Raw genomic sequence first — 16,873 nt, 5'->3', positions numbered from 1 at the left:
GCCGCAATCCTGCCAGAGAGGATCAGCTCTTCGCGCCGTCGTCCTTCTTCCGCGGTGCATCGTCGACCACGATGATGTTCGACGGGCGGTTCGCGGTCTCCGGGTTGTGACCGTCGTCGATCGGGTGCAGCGGCGCGTCGGGGACACCGGCGCGCTCGTGGGCGCCGCGAATCTCCTCCTGCTCCTCGTGCTCGATGTGCTCGAGTGCGTGGTGCTGGTGGGCGATCGCGGCATCCAGCTCGGTCTGCGTGACCGGCGACAGACGGTCCTCGAAGAACCAGCGCGACAGCGAGGCGCGGACGTTCTGGTGCCACGGGATCCGACCGTTGTCGTTCGGACGGACGACCAGGGGCTCGTGCACCTCGAAGTCGATCAGCTTCACGCGCTCGTACGCGTCGACGGGCTGGTGGACTTCGATGTACTCGCCGCCGGGGAGGCGGACGATGCGACCCGACTCGTAGCCGTGCAGGGCGATCTCGCGGTCCTTCTTCTGGAGCGCGATCGCGATCCGCTTCGTCACGAAGTAGCCGACGATCGGGCCGATGAACAGCAGCGCCTGGAGGGAGTGGATGACCCCCTCCATCGTCAGCGAGAAGTGCGTGGCGATGATGTCCGAGGAGGCGGCGGCCCACAGAACGGCGTAGAAGATGACGCCGGCGACGCCGATGGCCGTGCGGGTCGGCGCGTGGCGGGGACGCTGCGCGATGTGGTGCTCGCGCTTGTCACCCGTGACCCACGCCTCGATGAAGGGGTACACCGCGACGAGCACGATGAACAGACCCAGCACCGCGACCGGCAGCAGGATGCCGAACGAGAAGGTGTGGTCGAACAGGACGAGGTCCAGGTTCGAGGGCGCGAGACGCAGTGCACCGTCGGCGAAGCCGATGTACCAGTCGGGCTGGGTACCGGCCGAGACGGGGGACGGGTCGTACGGACCGTAGTTCCAGATCGGGTTGATCGTGAACATCGAGGCGATGAGGACGAGCACACCGAACGTGATGAACAGGAAGCCGCCCATCTTCGACATGTAGATCGGGACCATCGGGTAGCCCACGACGTTGTCGTTCGTTCGGCCGGGGCCGGCGAACTGCGTGTGCTTGTTGATGATCATCAGCATGAGGTGCGCAGCGATGAGCGCGATGAGGATCAGCGGCAGCAGCAGGATGTGCAGCGTGTACAGACGTCCGACGATCGCCATGCCCGGGAACTCGCCGCCGAAGAGGAGGTACGAGGTCCACGTGCCGATCAGCGGCAGACCCTTGATCATGCCGTCGATGATGCGGAGGCCGTTGCCCGAGAGCAGGTCGTCGGGGAGCGAGTATCCCGTGAAGCCGAGCGCCATGGCGAGGATGAACAGGACGAACCCGATCACCCAGTTGAGCTCACGCGGCTTGCGGAACGCTCCCGTGAAGAACACGCGCAGCATGTGCACGCCGATCGCGGCGATGAACAGCAGTGCGGCCCAGTGGTGCAGCTGGCGCACGAGGAGGCCACCGCGGAGGTCGAACGAGATGTTCAGCGTCGACTCGAGAGCAGCCGACATCTCGATGCCGCGCAGCGGTGCGTACGCACCGTTGTAGTGCGTGGGCGCCATCGACGCCTCGAAGAAGAACGTCAGGAACGAGCCCGACAGGAAGACGACGACGAAGCTCCACAGTGCGATCTCGCCCAGCATGAACGACCAGTGGTCGGGGAAGATCTTGCGGCCGATCTCCTTGACGAGACCGGAGATGCTCGTTCGCTCGTCGAGGTAGTTGGCCGTGGCGCCGATGAAGCGGCCGCCGAGCGGCTTCTCCGCCGGCTTGGCCACCGCTGTGGTGGACGAGGATTCAGTCACGGTGCTCAATGACGCTCCCAGAAACTCGGCCCGACGGGCTCTTCGAAGTCGCTCTTGGCGATCAGGTATCCGTCTGCGTCGACCGTGATGGGCAGCTGGGGGAGCGGGCGGGCGGCGGGTCCGAAGATGACCTCGGCGCCGCGCGACACGTCGAACTGCGACTGGTGGCAGGGGCAGAGCAGATGGTGGGTCTGCTGCTCGTACAGCGCGACGGGGCATCCGACGTGCGTGCAGACCTTCGAGTACGCCACGATCCCGTCGTAGGACCAGTCGAGGCGGTTGTACTCGGCGGGCAGCTGCTCGGGGAGCAACCGCATCAGGAGGACGATGGCCTTGGCCTTCTCCTCGAGGTATCCATCCAGGTGGTCGACGTCCTTGAGGGACTCCGGGATGACGTGCACGGCGGAGCCGAGCGCGACGTCAGCAGCACGGATGGGGAGGCCGGACGGGTCGTGCGCCAGGCGCTCACCCTCCTTCCACATCGTGTGCTTCAGCAGTGCGACGGGGTCACCGGCGAGCGGGTGCTCCTCGGAGGCGTGGGGCGCGAGGCCGCGGAACAGCGTCACACCCGGGACGATCGAGGCGACGAGGGCGGCGATGAGGCCACCGCGGATGGCGGTGCGACGGCCGAAGCCGGATTCCTCGTTGGCCTCGCGGAAGACGTCGACGGCCGCTTCGCGGGTGGACTCCTTGCCGCGAGTCGAGTGGCGCTGCTCGATGTGCTCCTTGTCGGGCATGATCGCCTTCGACCAGTGGATCGCAGCGATGCCGATGGTGAGGAGGGCGAACCCGATCCCGAGACCGATGAACAGGTTGTTCGCGCGGATGTCGCCGAAGGCGCCGCTCTCGATCGGGAACAGCATGTACGCGGCGACGGCCCAGAGGCTGGCGGCGAGCGAGATGTAGAACAGCGTGTAGACGGTGCGGACCGCGCGGGCCATCGCCGCCGGGTCCTTGTCGGTCATCCGCTCGCGGTGCGGCGGCAGACCCGGGTTCTGCACGGGGTCGGCGACCGCGACGACAAGACCCGACGAAGGCTGAGGAGCCTTCTCGAGCGCCTGCGGCTCTTCCTCGTGTGACATTGTGCTCCTCGTCCGTGAAATTCTGTGCGTCAGTGGTGGGTCAGTTGGACTTCGCGGTGATCCACACCGAGATGCCGATCAGCGTGCCGATGCCGAAGATCCAGATGAACAGGCCTTCGGAGACCGGTCCGAGCGAACCGAGCGTGAACCCGCCGACGGGTTCGCTCTTCTGCAGGTACATCAGGGACGAGATGATGTCGCGCTTCTCGTCCGGCGTGATGGTCATGTCGTTGAAGACGGGCATGTTCTGCGGGCCCGTGACCATCGCCGCGTAGATGTGCAGCGGGCTGGTCTTGGTGAGCGCGGGAGCGTACTTGCCCTCGGTCAGAGCACCACCGGCGGCGGCGACGTTGTGGCACATCGCGCAGTTGATACGGAAGAGCTCGGCACCTTCGGTCAGGTTGCCCTCACCGTCGAGGATGCGCTCGTCGGGGTAGGTCGGTCCGGGGGCGACGGACTGCACCCAGGCGGCCATCGCCTTGATCTGGTCCTCGGTGAACTGCGGCGACTTCTGCGGTGCCTGCGGACCCTGGTTCTGCAGGGGCATACGGCCGGTCGCGACCTGGAACTCGACGGACAGCTCGCCGACGCCGTAGAGGGAGGGGCCGTCGGCCGTGCCTTCGAGGTCGAGGCCGTGGCAGGTCGCGCAGTTCGCCTGGAACAGCTTCTTTCCGTCTTCGACGGTGAGCGTGGACGTCTCGGTCGACGTCGTCGACGCCATGGCGGCGGACGCACCGGCGTAGATGCCACCCGTGAGCAGCAGGCCGACGCCGATCAGAGCGGCGGCCGCCCACTTGCTGCGACGGCCCGTCTGCCGACGCGGGGTCTTGGATGCCATTGAGGAACTCAGCTCCGCTCTGTATTACCGGATGAAGTAGATGACGGCGAAGAGGATGATCCACACGACGTCGACGAAGTGCCAGTAGTACGACACGACGATCGCGGAGGTCATCTCCTTGCGGCCGAAGTTCTTGACGGCGAAGGCGCGCCCGATGATGAGCAGGAAGGCGATGAGGCCACCCGTCACGTGCAGGGCGTGGAAGCCGGTCGTCAGGTAGAAGGCCGACGCGTAGGAGTCGGCGCTGATGGGCATGCCCTCGGCGATCAGGGTGGCGTACTCCCACACCTGGCCGGAAACGAAGACCGCACCCATGATGAAGGTCACGTAGAACCACTCGACCATGCCCCACTGGCGGAAGTTCCAGAGGGATCCGCGACGGTAGGGCTGGAAGCGCTCGGCCGCGAAGACACCGGCCTGGGCCGTGAACGACGACAGCACCAGGATGAGGGTGTTCACGGCGGCGAACGGGATGTTCAGCAGCTCGGTGCGGGCAGCCCACAGCTCCGGCGAGGTGTTGCGGATCGTGAAGTAGATGGCGAAGAGGCCGGCGAAGAACATGACCTCGCTGCCGAGCCACACGATCGTGCCGACGGCCACCGGGTCCGGTCGTTTCACCGAACGCAGTGCCTGGTTGTATGTCGCGGGAGTGGTCGTCACGCTCCCCATTATGGCCGATGTTGGGGGAGGGTTTCGCATTCCTGAAGGTACTCGTCCCTTTCTCCGGCATCGGATCGCGTGATGCGCGGGCCGCGAGTCGGCTGACAGAGTGCTGAGTAGGATCGGGAGGCATGGCGGACATGTACTCCTGGCCCGAAATCCTCACCTCGGTGCTCTCCGGTCAGGATCTCAGCGTGTCCGAGTCGACCTGGGCGATGCGCCAGGTGATGCAGGGCGCGGCGACCCCGTCGCAGCTCGCGGCGTTCCTCGTCGCGCTGCGCGCCAAGGGCGAGACCGTCGACGAGGTCGTCGGCTTCCGCGACGCCATCCTCGAGGCGGCCGTGCCCCTCCCGGTGCCGGCCGAGGTGCTCGACATCGTCGGCACGGGCGGCGATCGTTACGGGACCGTGAACGTCTCGACGACCGCATCGGTGGTCGTGGCGGCCACCGGCATCCCCGTCGTCAAGCACGGCAACCGCGCCGCGAGCTCGAAGTCGGGATCGTCGGACGTGCTGGCGGCCCTCGGCGTCGACCTGACGAGTTCGCCCGAACGCGTCGCCGCGGTGCTCGACGAGGTGGGGATCACGTTCGCGTTCGCGTCCGCATTCCACCCCGGGTTCCGCCATGCCGGTCCCACGCGCGCCGAGCTCGGCATCCCGACGGTCTTCAACTTCCTCGGACCGCTCTGCAACCCGGCGCGCGCCGAGGCCAACGCGGTGGGGGTCGCGCACCTGGACCGCGTGCCGCTCATCACCGGCGTCTTCCGGACGCGCGGTGCGACGGCGCTCGTCTTCCGCGGCGACGACGGCATGGACGAACTCACCACCACCGGGCACAGCCGGGTGTGGGAGATCAGCCGCGGCGACGTCCGCGAGCACGACCTCGACCCCCGCGACCTCGGGATCCCGCGGGCGGAGATCTCCGACCTCCTCGGGGGCGACGCTCCGCACAACGCCGAAGTGGTCCGTCGCGTGTTGCAGGGCGAGTCCGGCCCGGTGCGTGACATCGTGCTGCTCAACGCCGCCGCCGGGATCGTCTCGTACCGGCTGTTCCGGGATGCCGGTGAGCTCCAGCGACCCTTCGTCGAGCGCCTCGCCGAGGCCCACGCCGAGGCGGCGGCGGCGGTCGACTCGGGCGCGGCCGCAGCCAAGCTCGACGCGTGGGTCGCGGCATCCGGGCGCTGAGGCCGACATGAACCCGGTCGAGGCGCTGACGGAGATCGCGGAGCTCCTCGAGCGCGATCGCGCCTCGCGGTACAAGTCGAAGGCGTTCCGCGCCGCCGCGAAGACCCTGGCGGAGCTGAGCGCGGACGAACGGACCGACCTCCGTCGGATCCGTGCTCGGAAGGGCATCGGCGACTCCACCTTCGCCGTGATCAGCGAGGCGCTCTCAGGCAGCGTCCCCACGTATCTGGCGGATCTCCGGGAGCGCGTGGCGCCGCCACAGGCATCCGTTCTGCGGTCGCAGCTGCGCGGAGACCTGCACGCTCACTCCGAGTGGTCGGACGGGCTGACGTCGATCGACCTCATGGTGGAGGCGGCCAGGGCGCTCGGTCACGAGTACCTCGCGCTCACGGACCACTCGCCGCGGCTGCGTGTCGCGCGGGGCCTGTCCGCGGAGCGGCTCCGCGAGCAACTGGCGCTCATCCCGGGGTTCGGCGACGCGGACTTCACTCTCCTCAGCGGCATCGAGGTCGACATCCTCGACGACGGCTCGCTCGACCAGGAGGACGGGCTGCTCCGTTCCCTCGACATCGTCGTCGCGTCGGCGCATTCGGCGCTGCGCATGGAGCGCGGTCCGATGACGCGGCGGCTGGTGGCCGCGGCATCCGATCCGCGTGTCGACGTGCTGGGTCACGTGACGGGGCGGCTCGTCTCGGGATCACGCGGCACGCGTCCGCCGTCCGTGTTCGACGCGCGGGCGGTCTTCGAGGCCTGCGCTGCGCACGGCACCGCCGTGGAGATCAACTCCCGGCCGGAGCGCGAGGACCCGCCGGACGATCTGCTCGCCCTCGCGATCGAGGTGGGATGCCTGTTCTCGATCGACTCGGATGCGCACGCGCCCGGTCAGCTGTCGCTGCTCGACCACGGCGCGGTCCGTGCGGAACGCGCCGGTGTGCCCTCGGAACGCATCATCACGACGTGGCCGCTGGCGCGGCTGCGGGAGTGGAAGGCGTCGCGCTGAGTCAGGCCCGCGCGGACAGCGCCGCCGCAGCGCGCGTGGCGGAGGATCCGAGCGACCACGCTTCCGCGAGGCGTGCGACGGCCGCCTCGTCGGGCGCGGTGATGCGGGTATCGACCGCGGGGAGGTCGAGGGTGCGGACGACCTCGACGACGCGGGGCGCGACGTCGAGGTAGTCGGCCGCGGCGAGGATCTTGTTCCGCACGCCGGCGCTCATCCCTTCGCCGGCTTCGGCTGCCCGCCGGATGCCGGCGAGGTCGCCGTGGGCGGCGAGGAGCGTCGCGGCCGTCTTCTCGCCGACCCCCGCGACCCCGGGGAGGCCGTCGGACGCATCGCCGCGCATCGCGGCGAAGTCGGCGTACTGCGTCGGGAGGATGCCGTATTTGCTGACGATGACGGCATCCGTCAGTTCTTCGAGCTTGCTCATGCCGCGCCCGGTGTAGACGACGCGGACGCCGCGGGCGTCGTCGACGAGTTGGAAGAGGTCGCGGTCGCCCGTGACGACGTCGACGGGGATGTCGCTGGTCGAGGCGAGCGTGCCGATGACGTCGTCGGCCTCGTGCTCGGCTGCGCCGATGATCGGGATGCCGAGGGTGCCGAGCGCCTCACGGATCACCGGGACCTGGATCTCGAGGGGATCGGGGACTTCCTCGACGTCCGGAGCGGACTCCACCTCTTGCGCGACGCGGTGAGCCTTGTACGACGGGATCAGGTCGACGCGCCACTGCGGACGCCAGTCGTCGTCCCAGCAGGCGACGAGGTGCGTCGGCTCGTAGGTGCTGACGAGCTTGGCGATCATGTCGAGGAATCCGCGTGCGGCGTTGACGGGGCGACCATCGGGCGCCTTCACCGTGTCGGGCACGCCGTAGAAGGCGCGGAAGTAGAGGCTGGCGGAGTCGAGCAGCATGAGGCGTCCGGTCACGCGCTCATCCTCGCATTCAGCAGCCGGGACCGCCGGGGTCTTCGTCGCAGGTCCGCTGGACGAGCGCCGTGTCGACGTCCACCACGCGGATGACGGTCGTGGGTGTGTCGATCTCGAGAATCCCGGGGACGGCGAACCAGCCGCCGCCGGCGTCGGCTTCGGCGACGTAGCGGATCGTCGCGCTGGCCTCGTATTCACCGGGATCGGCGTAGCTGTGGCTCGTGTCGGTGGCGGTGAACTGCGGGACGTCGAGGTCCTGCCAGGACGTCCCGGGGGTCGTCGTCTCGCGGGTGGCGCCGTCGCCGTAGTCGAAGAGGAAGGACACCGGTGTGAATCGGACGGTCACGGGGACGTCGAAGATCTCACCATCGACCGTGTGCTCCGTGGCGCCGACGACGAAGTTCGTGGGCATGCCGACCACCCCGAACCCGTCCGGCTCGCCCACGACGCCCGGCGGCGCCGGTGCGAACTGCGCCACGTCGTCGATCGTGGCGGTCGTCGGGTCGGGTGCGGCGGGCGCCGGCGCCGGGTCGGCTGGCTCCTGATCCGCCTGCTCGGCGCCCGGAAGGGGCGCGCTGCCGGGCGCCGTGATCGGGGCGGTGCAGGCGAGGTCGAAGGCGCAGTCCGCCAGCCACTGGTCGCGGGTGCGGCCGCCGGGGTAGTACGCGTTCGGGTCGCGCGGCGCGGGCGGGGCGAGGATCGGGGCGCTGTCTCCGCCGTTGTTGTTGTTGTTGTTGTTGTTGTTGGTGTTGCCCGAGGGGGCGCGGGGGGTTGTGCTTTCCGTGCGGGTGGCCTCGATCGTGACGGACGACCCGTCGTTGGTGGATTCGCAACTTCCGCCGCTGAACCATCCATCGGTCGTGCCGCACCCGCTCTGCTGACCGCTGGCCGATGCTCCGATCGTGAGGATGAGAAGGACTGGGGCAATCAGTTGCCAGCGCATGTGAATCCACCCACGGGATCTCCGATACGTGCGATTCGGAACTTGTCCGCTTGCACGACTGAAAGGGTGACGGTCCGTGCCTGCAGGTCAGGTCGATCTTCCGCGACAAGCGACTTTCCCTCGCGATCAGTGACCTGAACCTGCGAGACATCAGTGCAGACGTTCAATGTGACATTCGGGAACTCTGCTTCGTTCGGAGCGATCTTGACCACTTGGGTATCGCCTTCAACGACGGTTCCGTCGGCGTGCAGTTCTGAGAAGGACTTCCGGTCCTGCTCGTTGAGCTGACCGGCAGTCAGCGCATACACCGGCTCGAAGGTCGCGGGGTCGCTGAGGTCGACCTGGTTCAGGGCGTCGACGTAGGCGCGGTAGGTCGCTTCGGCGGCGGCGAACGCCTCTTCTTCCGACGCGAACCCGGTCGGCGTGGGGGAGGGCGTCGGGGTGGAGGCCGGAGCGCACGCGGTGAGAGCGGCGGCGAGCGCGGTCGCCGCGAGCAGCGCTGCAGAACGTCGAGCGGTCATGCGACCACGGTAGTGACCATGCGCTCTCACCCGGTCGGTTCTCCACAGCGCGTAGGCTCGCTGGCGTCATCCACCGGGTGGGGAGGGGATCATGTCGTTCGGAGCCGCGGCATCCGCTCATCGAGGGCGTCGACCCGCGCCGGGCTCGCTCTGCCCCTGCGGCCGACGCGCGTTCGGATCGTGCTGCGGGCCCGTCCTCGCCGGCGTTTCCGCCGAGACGCCCGAGGATCTCATGCGGTCGCGGTACACGGCGTTCGCCGTGGGAGACGCCCGGCATCTGGCCGACACCTGGTTCCCCGCGACGCGTCCGGACGAGGTGTCGGTGGATGCCGCGACCACCTGGCTCGGGCTGGAGGTCATGCATTCCGAGACGTCCGCCGACGGCCGATCCGGGCGGGTGAGCTTCCGAGCGCGATGGTCCGACGGCGACACCGGGGATCAGGGCGTCCTCGAGGAGGACAGCCGGTTCGTGCGGCGCGCGGGGCGCTGGTACTACGCGGACGCTCTCTGATACCCTGGAGTGTCACACGCGTGGCCCTTGTGCCGCGCCCGCGTGACATCGCACGAACCAACCACCCTGCCGCGATTGGCTGCCGCACGTCCTCGTGCGGACTGGCTCCGTGGCCCGAACACAACACCATCCAAGGACAACCCCCTACATGACTAACGCAACGACCGCCCCGGCCACCAAGCAGGTCGCCATCAACGACATCGGATCTGCTGAGGACTTCCTGGCCGCGGTCGAGAAGACCCTGAAGTTCTTCAACGACGGAGACCTCATCGAAGGCACCGTCGTGAAGATCGACCGCGACGAGGTCCTCCTCGACGTCGGCTACAAGACCGAGGGCGTCATCCCCTCGCGTGAGCTCTCGATCAAGCACGACGTCGACCCCAACGAGGTCGTCAACGTCGGCGACCAGGTCGAGGCCCTCGTCCTCCAGAAGGAGGACAAGGAAGGCCGCCTGATCCTCTCCAAGAAGCGCGCGCAGTACGAGCGTGCCTGGGGAGACGTCGAGAAGATCAAGGAGAACGACGGTGTCGTCACCGGCTCCGTCATCGAGGTCGTCAAGGGTGGTCTCATCGTCGACATCGGCCTCCGCGGCTTCCTCCCGGCGTCGCTCATCGAGCTGCGTCGCGTTCGCGACCTGACGCCGTACCTCGGCCAGGAGATCGAGGCCAAGATCCTCGAGCTCGACAAGAACCGCAACAACGTCGTCCTCTCGCGCCGCGCCCTGCTCGAGCAGACGCAGTCCGAGTCGCGTTCGAACTTCCTCAACAACCTCCACAAGGGTCAGGTCCGCAAGGGCACTGTCTCGTCGATCGTCAACTTCGGTGCGTTCGTCGACCTCGGTGGCGTCGACGGTCTCGTCCACGTCTCGGAGCTCTCGTGGAAGCACATCGAGCACGCATCCGAGGTCGTCGAGGTCGGCCAGGAGGTCACCGTCGAGATCCTTGAGGTCGACCTCGACCGCGAGCGCGTCTCCCTGTCGCTGAAGGCGACGCAGGAGGACCCGTGGCAGGTCTTCGCCCGCACCCACGCGATCGGTCAGGTCGCGCCGGGCAAGGTCACCAAGCTCGTTCCGTTCGGTGCGTTCGTCCGCGTCGCCGACGGCATCGAGGGCCTCGTGCACATCTCCGAGCTGTCGGGCAAGCACGTCGAGCTCGCCGAGCAGGTCGTCTCCGTCGGTGAAGAGGTCTTCGTCAAGATCATCGACATCGACCTCGAGCGTCGCCGCATCTCGCTGTCGCTGAAGCAGGCCAACGAGTCGGTCGACCCCAACGGCACCGAGTTCGACCCGGCCCTCTACGGCATGGTCACCGAGTACGACGAGAACGGCGAGTACAAGTACCCCGAGGGCTTCGACCCCGAGACCAACCAGTGGAAGGAAGGCTTCGACGAGGCCCGCCTCGCCTGGGAGGCCGAGTACGCCGCTGCTCAGGGTCGCTGGGAGGCTCACAAGGCCGCCGTCGCCAAGGCCCTCGAGGCCGAGGCCGCCGCTCCCGCCGACTCGGGGTCGTCGTCCTTCTCGTCCGAGGTCTCGAGCGGTGCCGGCACCCTCGCCGACGACGAGGCGCTGGCTGCTCTCCGCGAGAAGCTGTCCGGTCGCTGATCGACACCACCACGACCGAGGGGTCGGAGCCTTGTGCTCCGGCCCCTCGGCCGTTTCCGGGCGTCTGACGCCGGGGCATCCGGGCCGGTAACGTTCTCCTGTGGCACATGCGGATCAGGACGCGGCTTCCGCCGACCGCGCGCCCGCGCCTCCGCCCGCCCCGGGCGAACGCCCCCACCGGGCGTCGCGCCCGCGCGTGCCGCTGACGGAGCTGCGCGACCGCGTCGTCGCGAACAACCAGATCCTCCTCACCGCAATCGTCGCCGGCATCTTCCTGTCGGGTTTCCCCGGCGGGTGGCTGGCGCAGGCCTCCTCGTTCGCGGCCGGCGTCGTGCTCATCGTCGTCGCTGCCCTCGCGAGCCTTGCGGTGCCATGGTCCCGCATCCCTCCGTCGTGGGTCGCGATCGTCCCCGTGGTGGACATCGTCGCGATCGGACTGATGCGCATCTCCGACGTCCCGGGGATCGCTCTGCTGTGGGCGTTCCCCACGATGTGGCTGTCAAGCCTCGGGCGGATCTGGCTGATCGTGGGCTGCGTCGGATCGATCAGCGCCTACTGGATCGCGCTCGCCCTCGCGCCGTCGTTCGAGTTCACCTGGGGCATCATCGTCCTCCCGGCCGTGGTCATCGCGATCGGTGTCTCCACCTACAACGGCACCCGCCGTTTCCAGGCGCAACGCGCCCTCCTCGACAAGCAGAACGTCCGTCTGGCGGCGGCGCTGCGCCACGCCAGCAGGCAGGAGCAACTGCTCACCGAGGTCCTGGACACCGTCGACTTCGGCGTCCTCCGCATCGGTACCGACGGCGAGATCACGTTCGTCAACGACGCCCTCGGCAAGTTCCAGCAGCGCATCCCGAGTTTCGGGCGCATCGACGCCACGCAGACCATCTACGCCGCGGACGGCGAGACCCCGCTCGCACCGCACGAGCGGCCGCTCGCCCGCATCCTCCGAGGCGAGACGTTCAGCGACCTCGTGGTCTGGTACCCCGTCTCGGAGTCCCGACGGGCCGCGATCAGCCTAACCGCGCGGCGGATGAAGGATGCCGACGGCCGCCCCGCCGGCATCGTGCTCGTCGCGCGCGACGTGAGCGAGGAGCGCACCGCCCTCAAGGCGCGCGACAGTCTGGTCGCGTCGGTCTCCCACGAACTGCGGACGCCGCTGACCTCGATCATCGGGTACCTCGAGCTCGTCCTCGACCACGAGGACCTGCCTCCGGAGATCGCCCGACAGGTCGACGTCGCCTACCGCAACAGCGAGCGCCTCCTCGCGATCGTGTCGGGGATCCTCGCCGCCTCGACGGCGTCGCGGATGTCGGTCGAGGTCACCCTGTCGCCGCAGGAGACCGACCTCGCCGACGTTGTGGGGGCGGCGGCATCCGATCTCGGACCGGTGGCGCGCGACCGGGCGATTCGGATCGACGCGAGCGACCTCGTGCCGACCCCGGCGTTCATCGACGCGGCGCGCATCCGGCAGGTCGCCGACAACCTGCTCAGCAACGCGATCAAGTTCAACCGCGACGGCGGCACGATCACGGTGGGGTCCTCGACCGACGGCCGGCACTCCTGGTTCCTCGTCCGGGACACCGGGATCGGGCTGACGGTCGAGGACCAGGAGCGGGTCTTCGAACGGTTCTTCCGGGCGGAGAGCGGTGTCCCGGGCACCGGGCTCGGCCTCGCCATCAGTCGCGAGATCGTGCGGGCGCACGGCGGCGACATCACGGTGACGTCGACTCCGGGTCTCGGGACGACGTTCATGGTCCGCCTGCCCGCGACGGCGGAGACGGCGAGCGACGGCGCGCTGCGCTCCGCGGCCGGGGACGGCGAGTGATGAGTCTCGACCTCTTCTCGGTGACCGTCATGACGGCGATCGTCGCGCTGACGGCGGCGGGGATCTTCGTCGTCGAGACGCTCCGACGCCGGGACACGGGCGCCGGGCGCCTCTGGGCGGTCGGTTATCTCTGCGGCACCGCCACGACGTTCGCCTACATCTCGTGGGCCTCCGGCATCGGCGGCTCCGTGGCGATCGCGATCGGCAACGCCTCCTTCGCGCTCACGCCCGCCTTCATCTGGCTGGGCAACCGTCGCTTCAACGATCGACCCATCGCGCGGCCCGCCGTCATCGTGGCGGTTTTGACGGTCGCGACGTTCGTCGCGACGGTGGTGCGGGTCCCCGTGGACGGCAGCTGGGGCGGGTGGACGGTCATGGTGGTCACCATCGTCGGCCTCTTCGCAGTCGGAGGCATCGAGGCGCTGCGACGACCCATGGGGCGCGTCGGCAACGCGCGACTGTTCGCCATCGTCCTCCTGGCGGCGGCGGTCTACTACGCCGCACGCCTCGTCGCCTTCGTGTCGGACGGACCCGAGGGCGACTTCTTCACGACCTGGTTCGGATCGGTGTCTGCGAACATCGCGACCGTCGTGCTCACGATGGTCGCCGTTGTCGTGACGTCGATCCTGCGATCGACTAAGAGCGCGACCCACCGCTTCGAATGGTTGAGCGAGAACGGGGTGGCCGCCGACGGGGTGATGCTGTCAGGAACCTACCGCGACGCCCTCCGTGACGTCGCCGAGCGGGCGAGCTGGCGACAGGACCTGCTGAGCGTCGTCGTCGTGGGGGTGGACGGGATGGAGGAGATGGCGGCGGCCTTCGGTACGGATGCCACGGACGAGCTCGCGGCCCAATGGCGGCGGTCCGTGCGTCGACACGCCCCGGCGTCCGCCTTCGTGGGGGAGGACGGTGACGCGACGATGTCGGTCTGCGTCGTCTCCGGGACGGCCGCCGAGGCGCGTCGCCAGGCCGCGGCCATCTACCGGGGCTGCATCGACGACCTCGCCGGCAATCCCACGGGGCTGCTCCCGATCGTCGGCGTCGGTGTCGCGCTGACGGAGACGGTCGGATACGACCCCGAGGTCCTCCTCAACGCCGCGCGTGCCGCGGCGCAGCGCGCGTCGCGCAGCCTCGAGGCATCGGTTCTCTTCGGCGGGATCGAGGACGGCGGCACCGCTCGGGCGTGACGGCGCCATGGCATCCTCGGAGGGTGACACTCATCGCATTGACCGGCGGCATCGCGTCGGGGAAGTCCACGATCGCGCGTCGACTCGCCGAGCACGGGGCGGTGATCGTCGACGCCGATGCGATCGTCCGCGAGGTGCAGCAGCCGGGGTCGCCGGTGCTCGCGGAGATCGCCGCGGCGTTCGGCGACGACGTCCTGACGGGCACCGGCGAGCTCGACCGACCGCTTCTCGCCTCACGCGTCTTCGGTGACGAGGATGCCGTGGGCCGCCTCAACGCGATCGTCCACCCCGCCGTGCGGGTCGAATCAGCCGCGCGCTTCGCGGCCGCGCTGGCCGCGGATCCGAGCGCGGTCGTGGTCTACGACGTCCCCCTGCTGCTGGAGGCGCGCGCGGAGGACCCCTGGGAGCTCGTCGTGGTGGCACACGCGCCCGTCGGGCTACGGCGGGAGCGGCTCGTCTCCCTGCGGGGGATGAGCCCCGCCGATGCGGACGCGCGCATCGCGTCGCAGGTCGACGATGAGCGCCGCCTCGCGATCGCCGACGTCGTCATCGACACGTCGGGGTCGATGGCGCAGACGCTGTCACAGGTCGACGCCCTCTGGGAGCGCCTCGCCGGCTGACACCCACGCCGACGGCGAACGCCGGAGCCGGTGTCGGAGGCCGCGCCTACGCTGGAATCATGCAGACCACGCGCTCCGTCCGCCCCTTCGAGGTCGTCAGCGAGTACCAGCCCAGCGGCGACCAGCCGCAGGCGATTGCCGACCTCGCCGCCCGCATCAACGCGGGTGAGACCGACGTCGTCCTGCTCGGCGCGACGGGTACGGGCAAGTCGGCGACGACGGCCTGGCTGATCGAGCAGGTGCAGCGTCCGACGCTCGTGCTCGCGCACAACAAGACGCTCGCGGCGCAGCTCGCCAACGAGTTCCGCGACCTCATGCCGAACAACGCCGTCGAGTACTTCGTCAGCTACTACGACTACTACCAGCCCGAGGCGTACGTCCCGCAGACGGACACCTTCATCGAGAAGGACTCCTCGATCAACGCCGAGGTGGAGCGGCTGCGCCACTCGACGACCAACTCGCTGCTGAGCCGGCGCGACGTCGTCGTGGTGTCCACGGTGTCGTGCATCTACGGCCTCGGCGCGCCCGAGGAGTACCTGCGCGCGATGGTCGCCCTGCAGGTGGGGGAGCGGTACGACCGCGACGCCCTCATCCGCAAGTTCATCGCGATGCAGTACAACCGCAACGACGTCGACTTCTCGCGCGGCAACTTCCGCGTCCGCGGTGACACGATCGAGATCATCCCGGTCTACGAGGAGTACGCAGTGCGCATCGAGCTCTTCGGCGACGAGATCGAGGCGCTGTACATGCTGCACCCGCTCACCGGCGACGTGGTGCAGAAGCTCGAGAGCGTGCCGATCTTCCCGGCATCCCACTACGTCGCGGGCACCGAGACCGTCCAGCGCGCCATCGGCACCATCGAGCACGAGCTCGAGGAGCGGCTCAAGGAGTTCGAGTCGCAGGGCAAGCTGCTCGAAGCCCAGCGTCTGCGCATGCGCACGACGTTCGACCTCGAGATGCTGCAGCAGCTCGGCTTCTGCTCCGGCATCGAGAACTACTCGCGTCACCTCGACGGACGGATGCCGGGCGAGGCGCCGCACACCCTCCTCGACTTCTTCCCCGACGACTTCCTCCTGGTGATCGACGAGTCCCACGTGACCGTCCCGCAGATCGGTGCAATGTACGAGGGGGATGCCTCCCGCAAGCGCACGCTCGTCGACCACGGCTTCCGGCTGCCGAGCGCGATGGACAACCGGCCGTTGCGCTTCGATGAGTTCAAGCAGCGGATCGGGCAGACCGTGTACCTGTCGGCGACCCCCGGACGGTACGAGATGGGCATCGCCGACGGCGTCGTCGAGCAGATCATCCGTCCGACGGGTCTCATCGATCCGGAGATCATCGTGAAGCCCTCGAAGGGTCAGATCGACGATCTGCTGGAGGAGATCCAGCTCCGCGTCGAGCGGGACGAGCGCGTCCTCGTCACCACGTTGACCAAGAAGATGGCGGAGGAGTTGACCGACTTCCTCGGTGAGCACGGCGTGCGCGTGCGCTACCTGCACTCCGACGTCGACACGCTGCGTCGCGTCGAGCTGCTGACCGAGCTGCGGCAGGGCGTGTACGACGTCCTCGTGGGCATCAACCTGCTGCGCGAGGGCCTCGACCTGCCCGAGGTGTCGCTCGTCGCGATCCTGGATGCCGACAAGGAGGGCTTCCTGCGGTCGGGGACATCCCTCATCCAGACGATCGGTCGCGCGGCGCGCAACGTGTCGGGCCAGGTGCACATGTACGCCGACAAGATCACGGACTCGATGGCGGCGGCCATCGAGGAGACCGAACGTCGACGCGAGAAGCAGATCGCGTACAACCTCGAGAACGGGATCGACCCGCAGCCGCTGCGCAAGAAGATCGCGGACATCACCGATGCGCTCGCCCGTGAGGCGAGCGACACGCGCGACATGATGGACGGTCGCGGCAAGGGCAAGACGAAGTCCGGCAAGGGCAAGAGCCCGACCCCGCAGCTGCGGCGCGAGGGCATCGCGGCTGAGGGTGCGAACCAGCTCGAGGCGACGATCGAGGATCTCACGCGACAGATGCTGGCGGCCGCCGACGAGCTCAAGTTCGAGCTCGCGGGGCGCCTGCGCGACGAGGTGCAGGACCTGAAGAAGGAGCTGCGCGCGATGGAACGCGCCGGGCACGCCTGAAC

15 protein-coding genes are annotated in these 16,873 nt (G+C 68.6%); 8 read left to right on the top strand and 7 right to left on the bottom strand.

Translation table 11 applies throughout. The features are described 5' to 3' along the window. Positions 1-22: 22 nt before the first annotated feature. Genes AYL44_RS06170 through AYL44_RS06155 form a run of 4 tightly spaced genes read right to left on the bottom strand, consistent with a single transcriptional unit; the run spans position 23 to position 4,426 of the window. Positions 23-1,846 carry a cytochrome b gene (locus tag AYL44_RS06170; RefSeq protein WP_064002315.1) on the bottom strand — a complete coding sequence of 608 codons (1,824 nt, stop codon included), beginning with the start codon at positions 1,844-1,846 and terminating at the stop codon, positions 23-25. Next, positions 1,843-2,919 (bottom strand): ubiquinol-cytochrome c reductase iron-sulfur subunit, encoded by a 1,077-nt coding sequence (locus AYL44_RS06165; RefSeq protein ID WP_064002314.1) that lies wholly within the window; start codon positions 2,917-2,919, stop codon positions 1,843-1,845. Before AYL44_RS06165 ends, AYL44_RS06170 begins: the two co-directional genes overlap by 4 nt. A 40-nt stretch (positions 2,920-2,959) precedes the next feature. Beyond that, positions 2,960-3,757 (bottom strand): cytochrome c, encoded by a 798-nt coding sequence (locus tag AYL44_RS06160; protein WP_064002313.1) that lies wholly within the window; start codon positions 3,755-3,757, stop codon positions 2,960-2,962. Positions 3,758-3,781: 24 nt separating this feature from the next. Beyond that, a complete protein-coding gene (locus AYL44_RS06155) occupies positions 3,782-4,426 on the bottom strand; it encodes a cytochrome c oxidase subunit 3 (RefSeq protein WP_064002312.1) in 645 nt (214 codons plus the stop codon). A gap of 122 nt (positions 4,427-4,548) precedes the next feature. Between AYL44_RS06155 and trpD the strand changes: the two genes are divergently transcribed. Both trpD and AYL44_RS06145 read left to right on the top strand, forming a co-directional pair. Further along, the gene (trpD, locus tag AYL44_RS06150) at positions 4,549-5,601 is read left to right on the top strand and encodes an anthranilate phosphoribosyltransferase (RefSeq protein WP_064002311.1); all 1,053 of its coding nucleotides are present in this window, start codon (positions 4,549-4,551) and stop codon (positions 5,599-5,601) included. 7 nt (positions 5,602-5,608) lie between these two features. Beyond that, on the top strand, positions 5,609-6,601 hold the full coding sequence (locus AYL44_RS06145) for a PHP domain-containing protein (protein ID WP_064002310.1): 993 nt from the start codon (positions 5,609-5,611) through the stop codon (positions 6,599-6,601). A 1-nt stretch (position 6,602) separates the two neighbouring features. On the opposite strand, the gene AYL44_RS06140 is transcribed toward AYL44_RS06145, so the two are convergent. From AYL44_RS06140 to AYL44_RS06130, 3 genes are read right to left on the bottom strand one after another with little or no spacing between them, the layout of a single operon-like run. Continuing rightward, positions 6,603-7,520: a 5'-3' exonuclease gene (locus tag AYL44_RS06140; protein WP_082886105.1), complete on the bottom strand. Its 918-nt coding sequence runs from the start codon at positions 7,518-7,520 to the stop codon at positions 6,603-6,605. 16 nt (positions 7,521-7,536) lie between these two features. After that, the gene (locus AYL44_RS06135; protein WP_231872733.1) at positions 7,537-8,463 is read right to left on the bottom strand and encodes a hypothetical protein; all 927 of its coding nucleotides are present in this window, start codon (positions 8,461-8,463) and stop codon (positions 7,537-7,539) included. Next, on the bottom strand, positions 8,448-8,984 hold the full coding sequence (locus AYL44_RS06130; RefSeq protein ID WP_064002309.1) for a hypothetical protein: 537 nt from the start codon (positions 8,982-8,984) through the stop codon (positions 8,448-8,450). The genes AYL44_RS06135 and AYL44_RS06130 overlap by 16 nt, the downstream gene beginning before the upstream one ends. A gap of 91 nt (positions 8,985-9,075) precedes the next feature. Here AYL44_RS06130 and AYL44_RS06125 point away from each other — a divergent pair, with 91 nt between their 5' ends. From AYL44_RS06125 to uvrB, 6 genes are all read left to right on the top strand, one after another. Next, a complete protein-coding gene (locus AYL44_RS06125) occupies positions 9,076-9,495 on the top strand; it encodes a YchJ family protein (protein ID WP_082886104.1) in 420 nt (139 codons plus the stop codon). 148 nt (positions 9,496-9,643) lie between these two features. Then, positions 9,644-11,095, top strand: coding sequence for a 30S ribosomal protein S1 (gene rpsA / locus AYL44_RS06120; protein ID WP_064002307.1), 1,452 nt, complete (start codon positions 9,644-9,646; stop codon positions 11,093-11,095). Positions 11,096-11,195: 100 nt separating this feature from the next. After that, positions 11,196-12,923 carry a PAS domain-containing sensor histidine kinase gene (locus tag AYL44_RS06115; protein ID WP_082886103.1) on the top strand — a complete coding sequence of 576 codons (1,728 nt, stop codon included), beginning with the start codon at positions 11,196-11,198 and terminating at the stop codon, positions 12,921-12,923. Further along, positions 12,923-14,110 (top strand): hypothetical protein, encoded by a 1,188-nt coding sequence (locus AYL44_RS06110; RefSeq protein WP_064002306.1) that lies wholly within the window; start codon positions 12,923-12,925, stop codon positions 14,108-14,110. Before AYL44_RS06115 ends, AYL44_RS06110 begins: the two co-directional genes overlap by 1 nt. A 23-nt stretch (positions 14,111-14,133) precedes the next feature. Beyond that, the gene (coaE, locus tag AYL44_RS06105) at positions 14,134-14,730 is read left to right on the top strand and encodes a dephospho-CoA kinase (protein WP_064002305.1); all 597 of its coding nucleotides are present in this window, start codon (positions 14,134-14,136) and stop codon (positions 14,728-14,730) included. A 59-nt stretch (positions 14,731-14,789) separates the two neighbouring features. Beyond that, the gene (gene uvrB, locus AYL44_RS06100) at positions 14,790-16,871 is read left to right on the top strand and encodes an excinuclease ABC subunit UvrB (RefSeq protein WP_064002304.1); all 2,082 of its coding nucleotides are present in this window, start codon (positions 14,790-14,792) and stop codon (positions 16,869-16,871) included. Positions 16,872-16,873 lie beyond the last annotated feature (2 nt).

This window comes from Microbacterium oleivorans, assembly GCF_001644225.1.
Classification (GTDB): Bacteria; Actinomycetota; Actinomycetes; order Actinomycetales; family Microbacteriaceae; genus Microbacterium; species Microbacterium gawkjiense.
Note: the sequence above shows the minus strand (reverse complement) of the source record. Positions and strands in the feature narration are given on the sequence as shown.

Coding starts and splice junctions, on each gene's coding strand:
- AYL44_RS06165 (WP_064002314.1), bottom strand. CDS start 2,919: ATGTCACACGAGGAAGAGCCGCAGGCGCTCGAGAAGGCTCCTCAGCCT.
- AYL44_RS06160 (WP_064002313.1), bottom strand. CDS start 3,757: ATGGCATCCAAGACCCCGCGTCGGCAGACGGGCCGTCGCAGCAAGTGG.
- AYL44_RS06155 (WP_064002312.1), bottom strand. CDS start 4,426: ATGGGGAGCGTGACGACCACTCCCGCGACATACAACCAGGCACTGCGT.
- trpD (WP_064002311.1), top strand. CDS start 4,549: ATGGCGGACATGTACTCCTGGCCCGAAATCCTCACCTCGGTGCTCTCC.
- AYL44_RS06145 (WP_064002310.1), top strand. CDS start 5,609: ATGAACCCGGTCGAGGCGCTGACGGAGATCGCGGAGCTCCTCGAGCGC.
- AYL44_RS06135 (WP_231872733.1), bottom strand. CDS start 8,463: ATGCGCTGGCAACTGATTGCCCCAGTCCTTCTCATCCTCACGATCGGA.
- AYL44_RS06130 (WP_064002309.1), bottom strand. CDS start 8,984: ATGACCGCTCGACGTTCTGCAGCGCTGCTCGCGGCGACCGCGCTCGCC.
- AYL44_RS06125 (WP_082886104.1), top strand. CDS start 9,076: ATGTCGTTCGGAGCCGCGGCATCCGCTCATCGAGGGCGTCGACCCGCG.
- rpsA (WP_064002307.1), top strand. CDS start 9,644: ATGACTAACGCAACGACCGCCCCGGCCACCAAGCAGGTCGCCATCAAC.
- AYL44_RS06110 (WP_064002306.1), top strand. CDS start 12,923: ATGAGTCTCGACCTCTTCTCGGTGACCGTCATGACGGCGATCGTCGCG.
- uvrB (WP_064002304.1), top strand. CDS start 14,790: ATGCAGACCACGCGCTCCGTCCGCCCCTTCGAGGTCGTCAGCGAGTAC.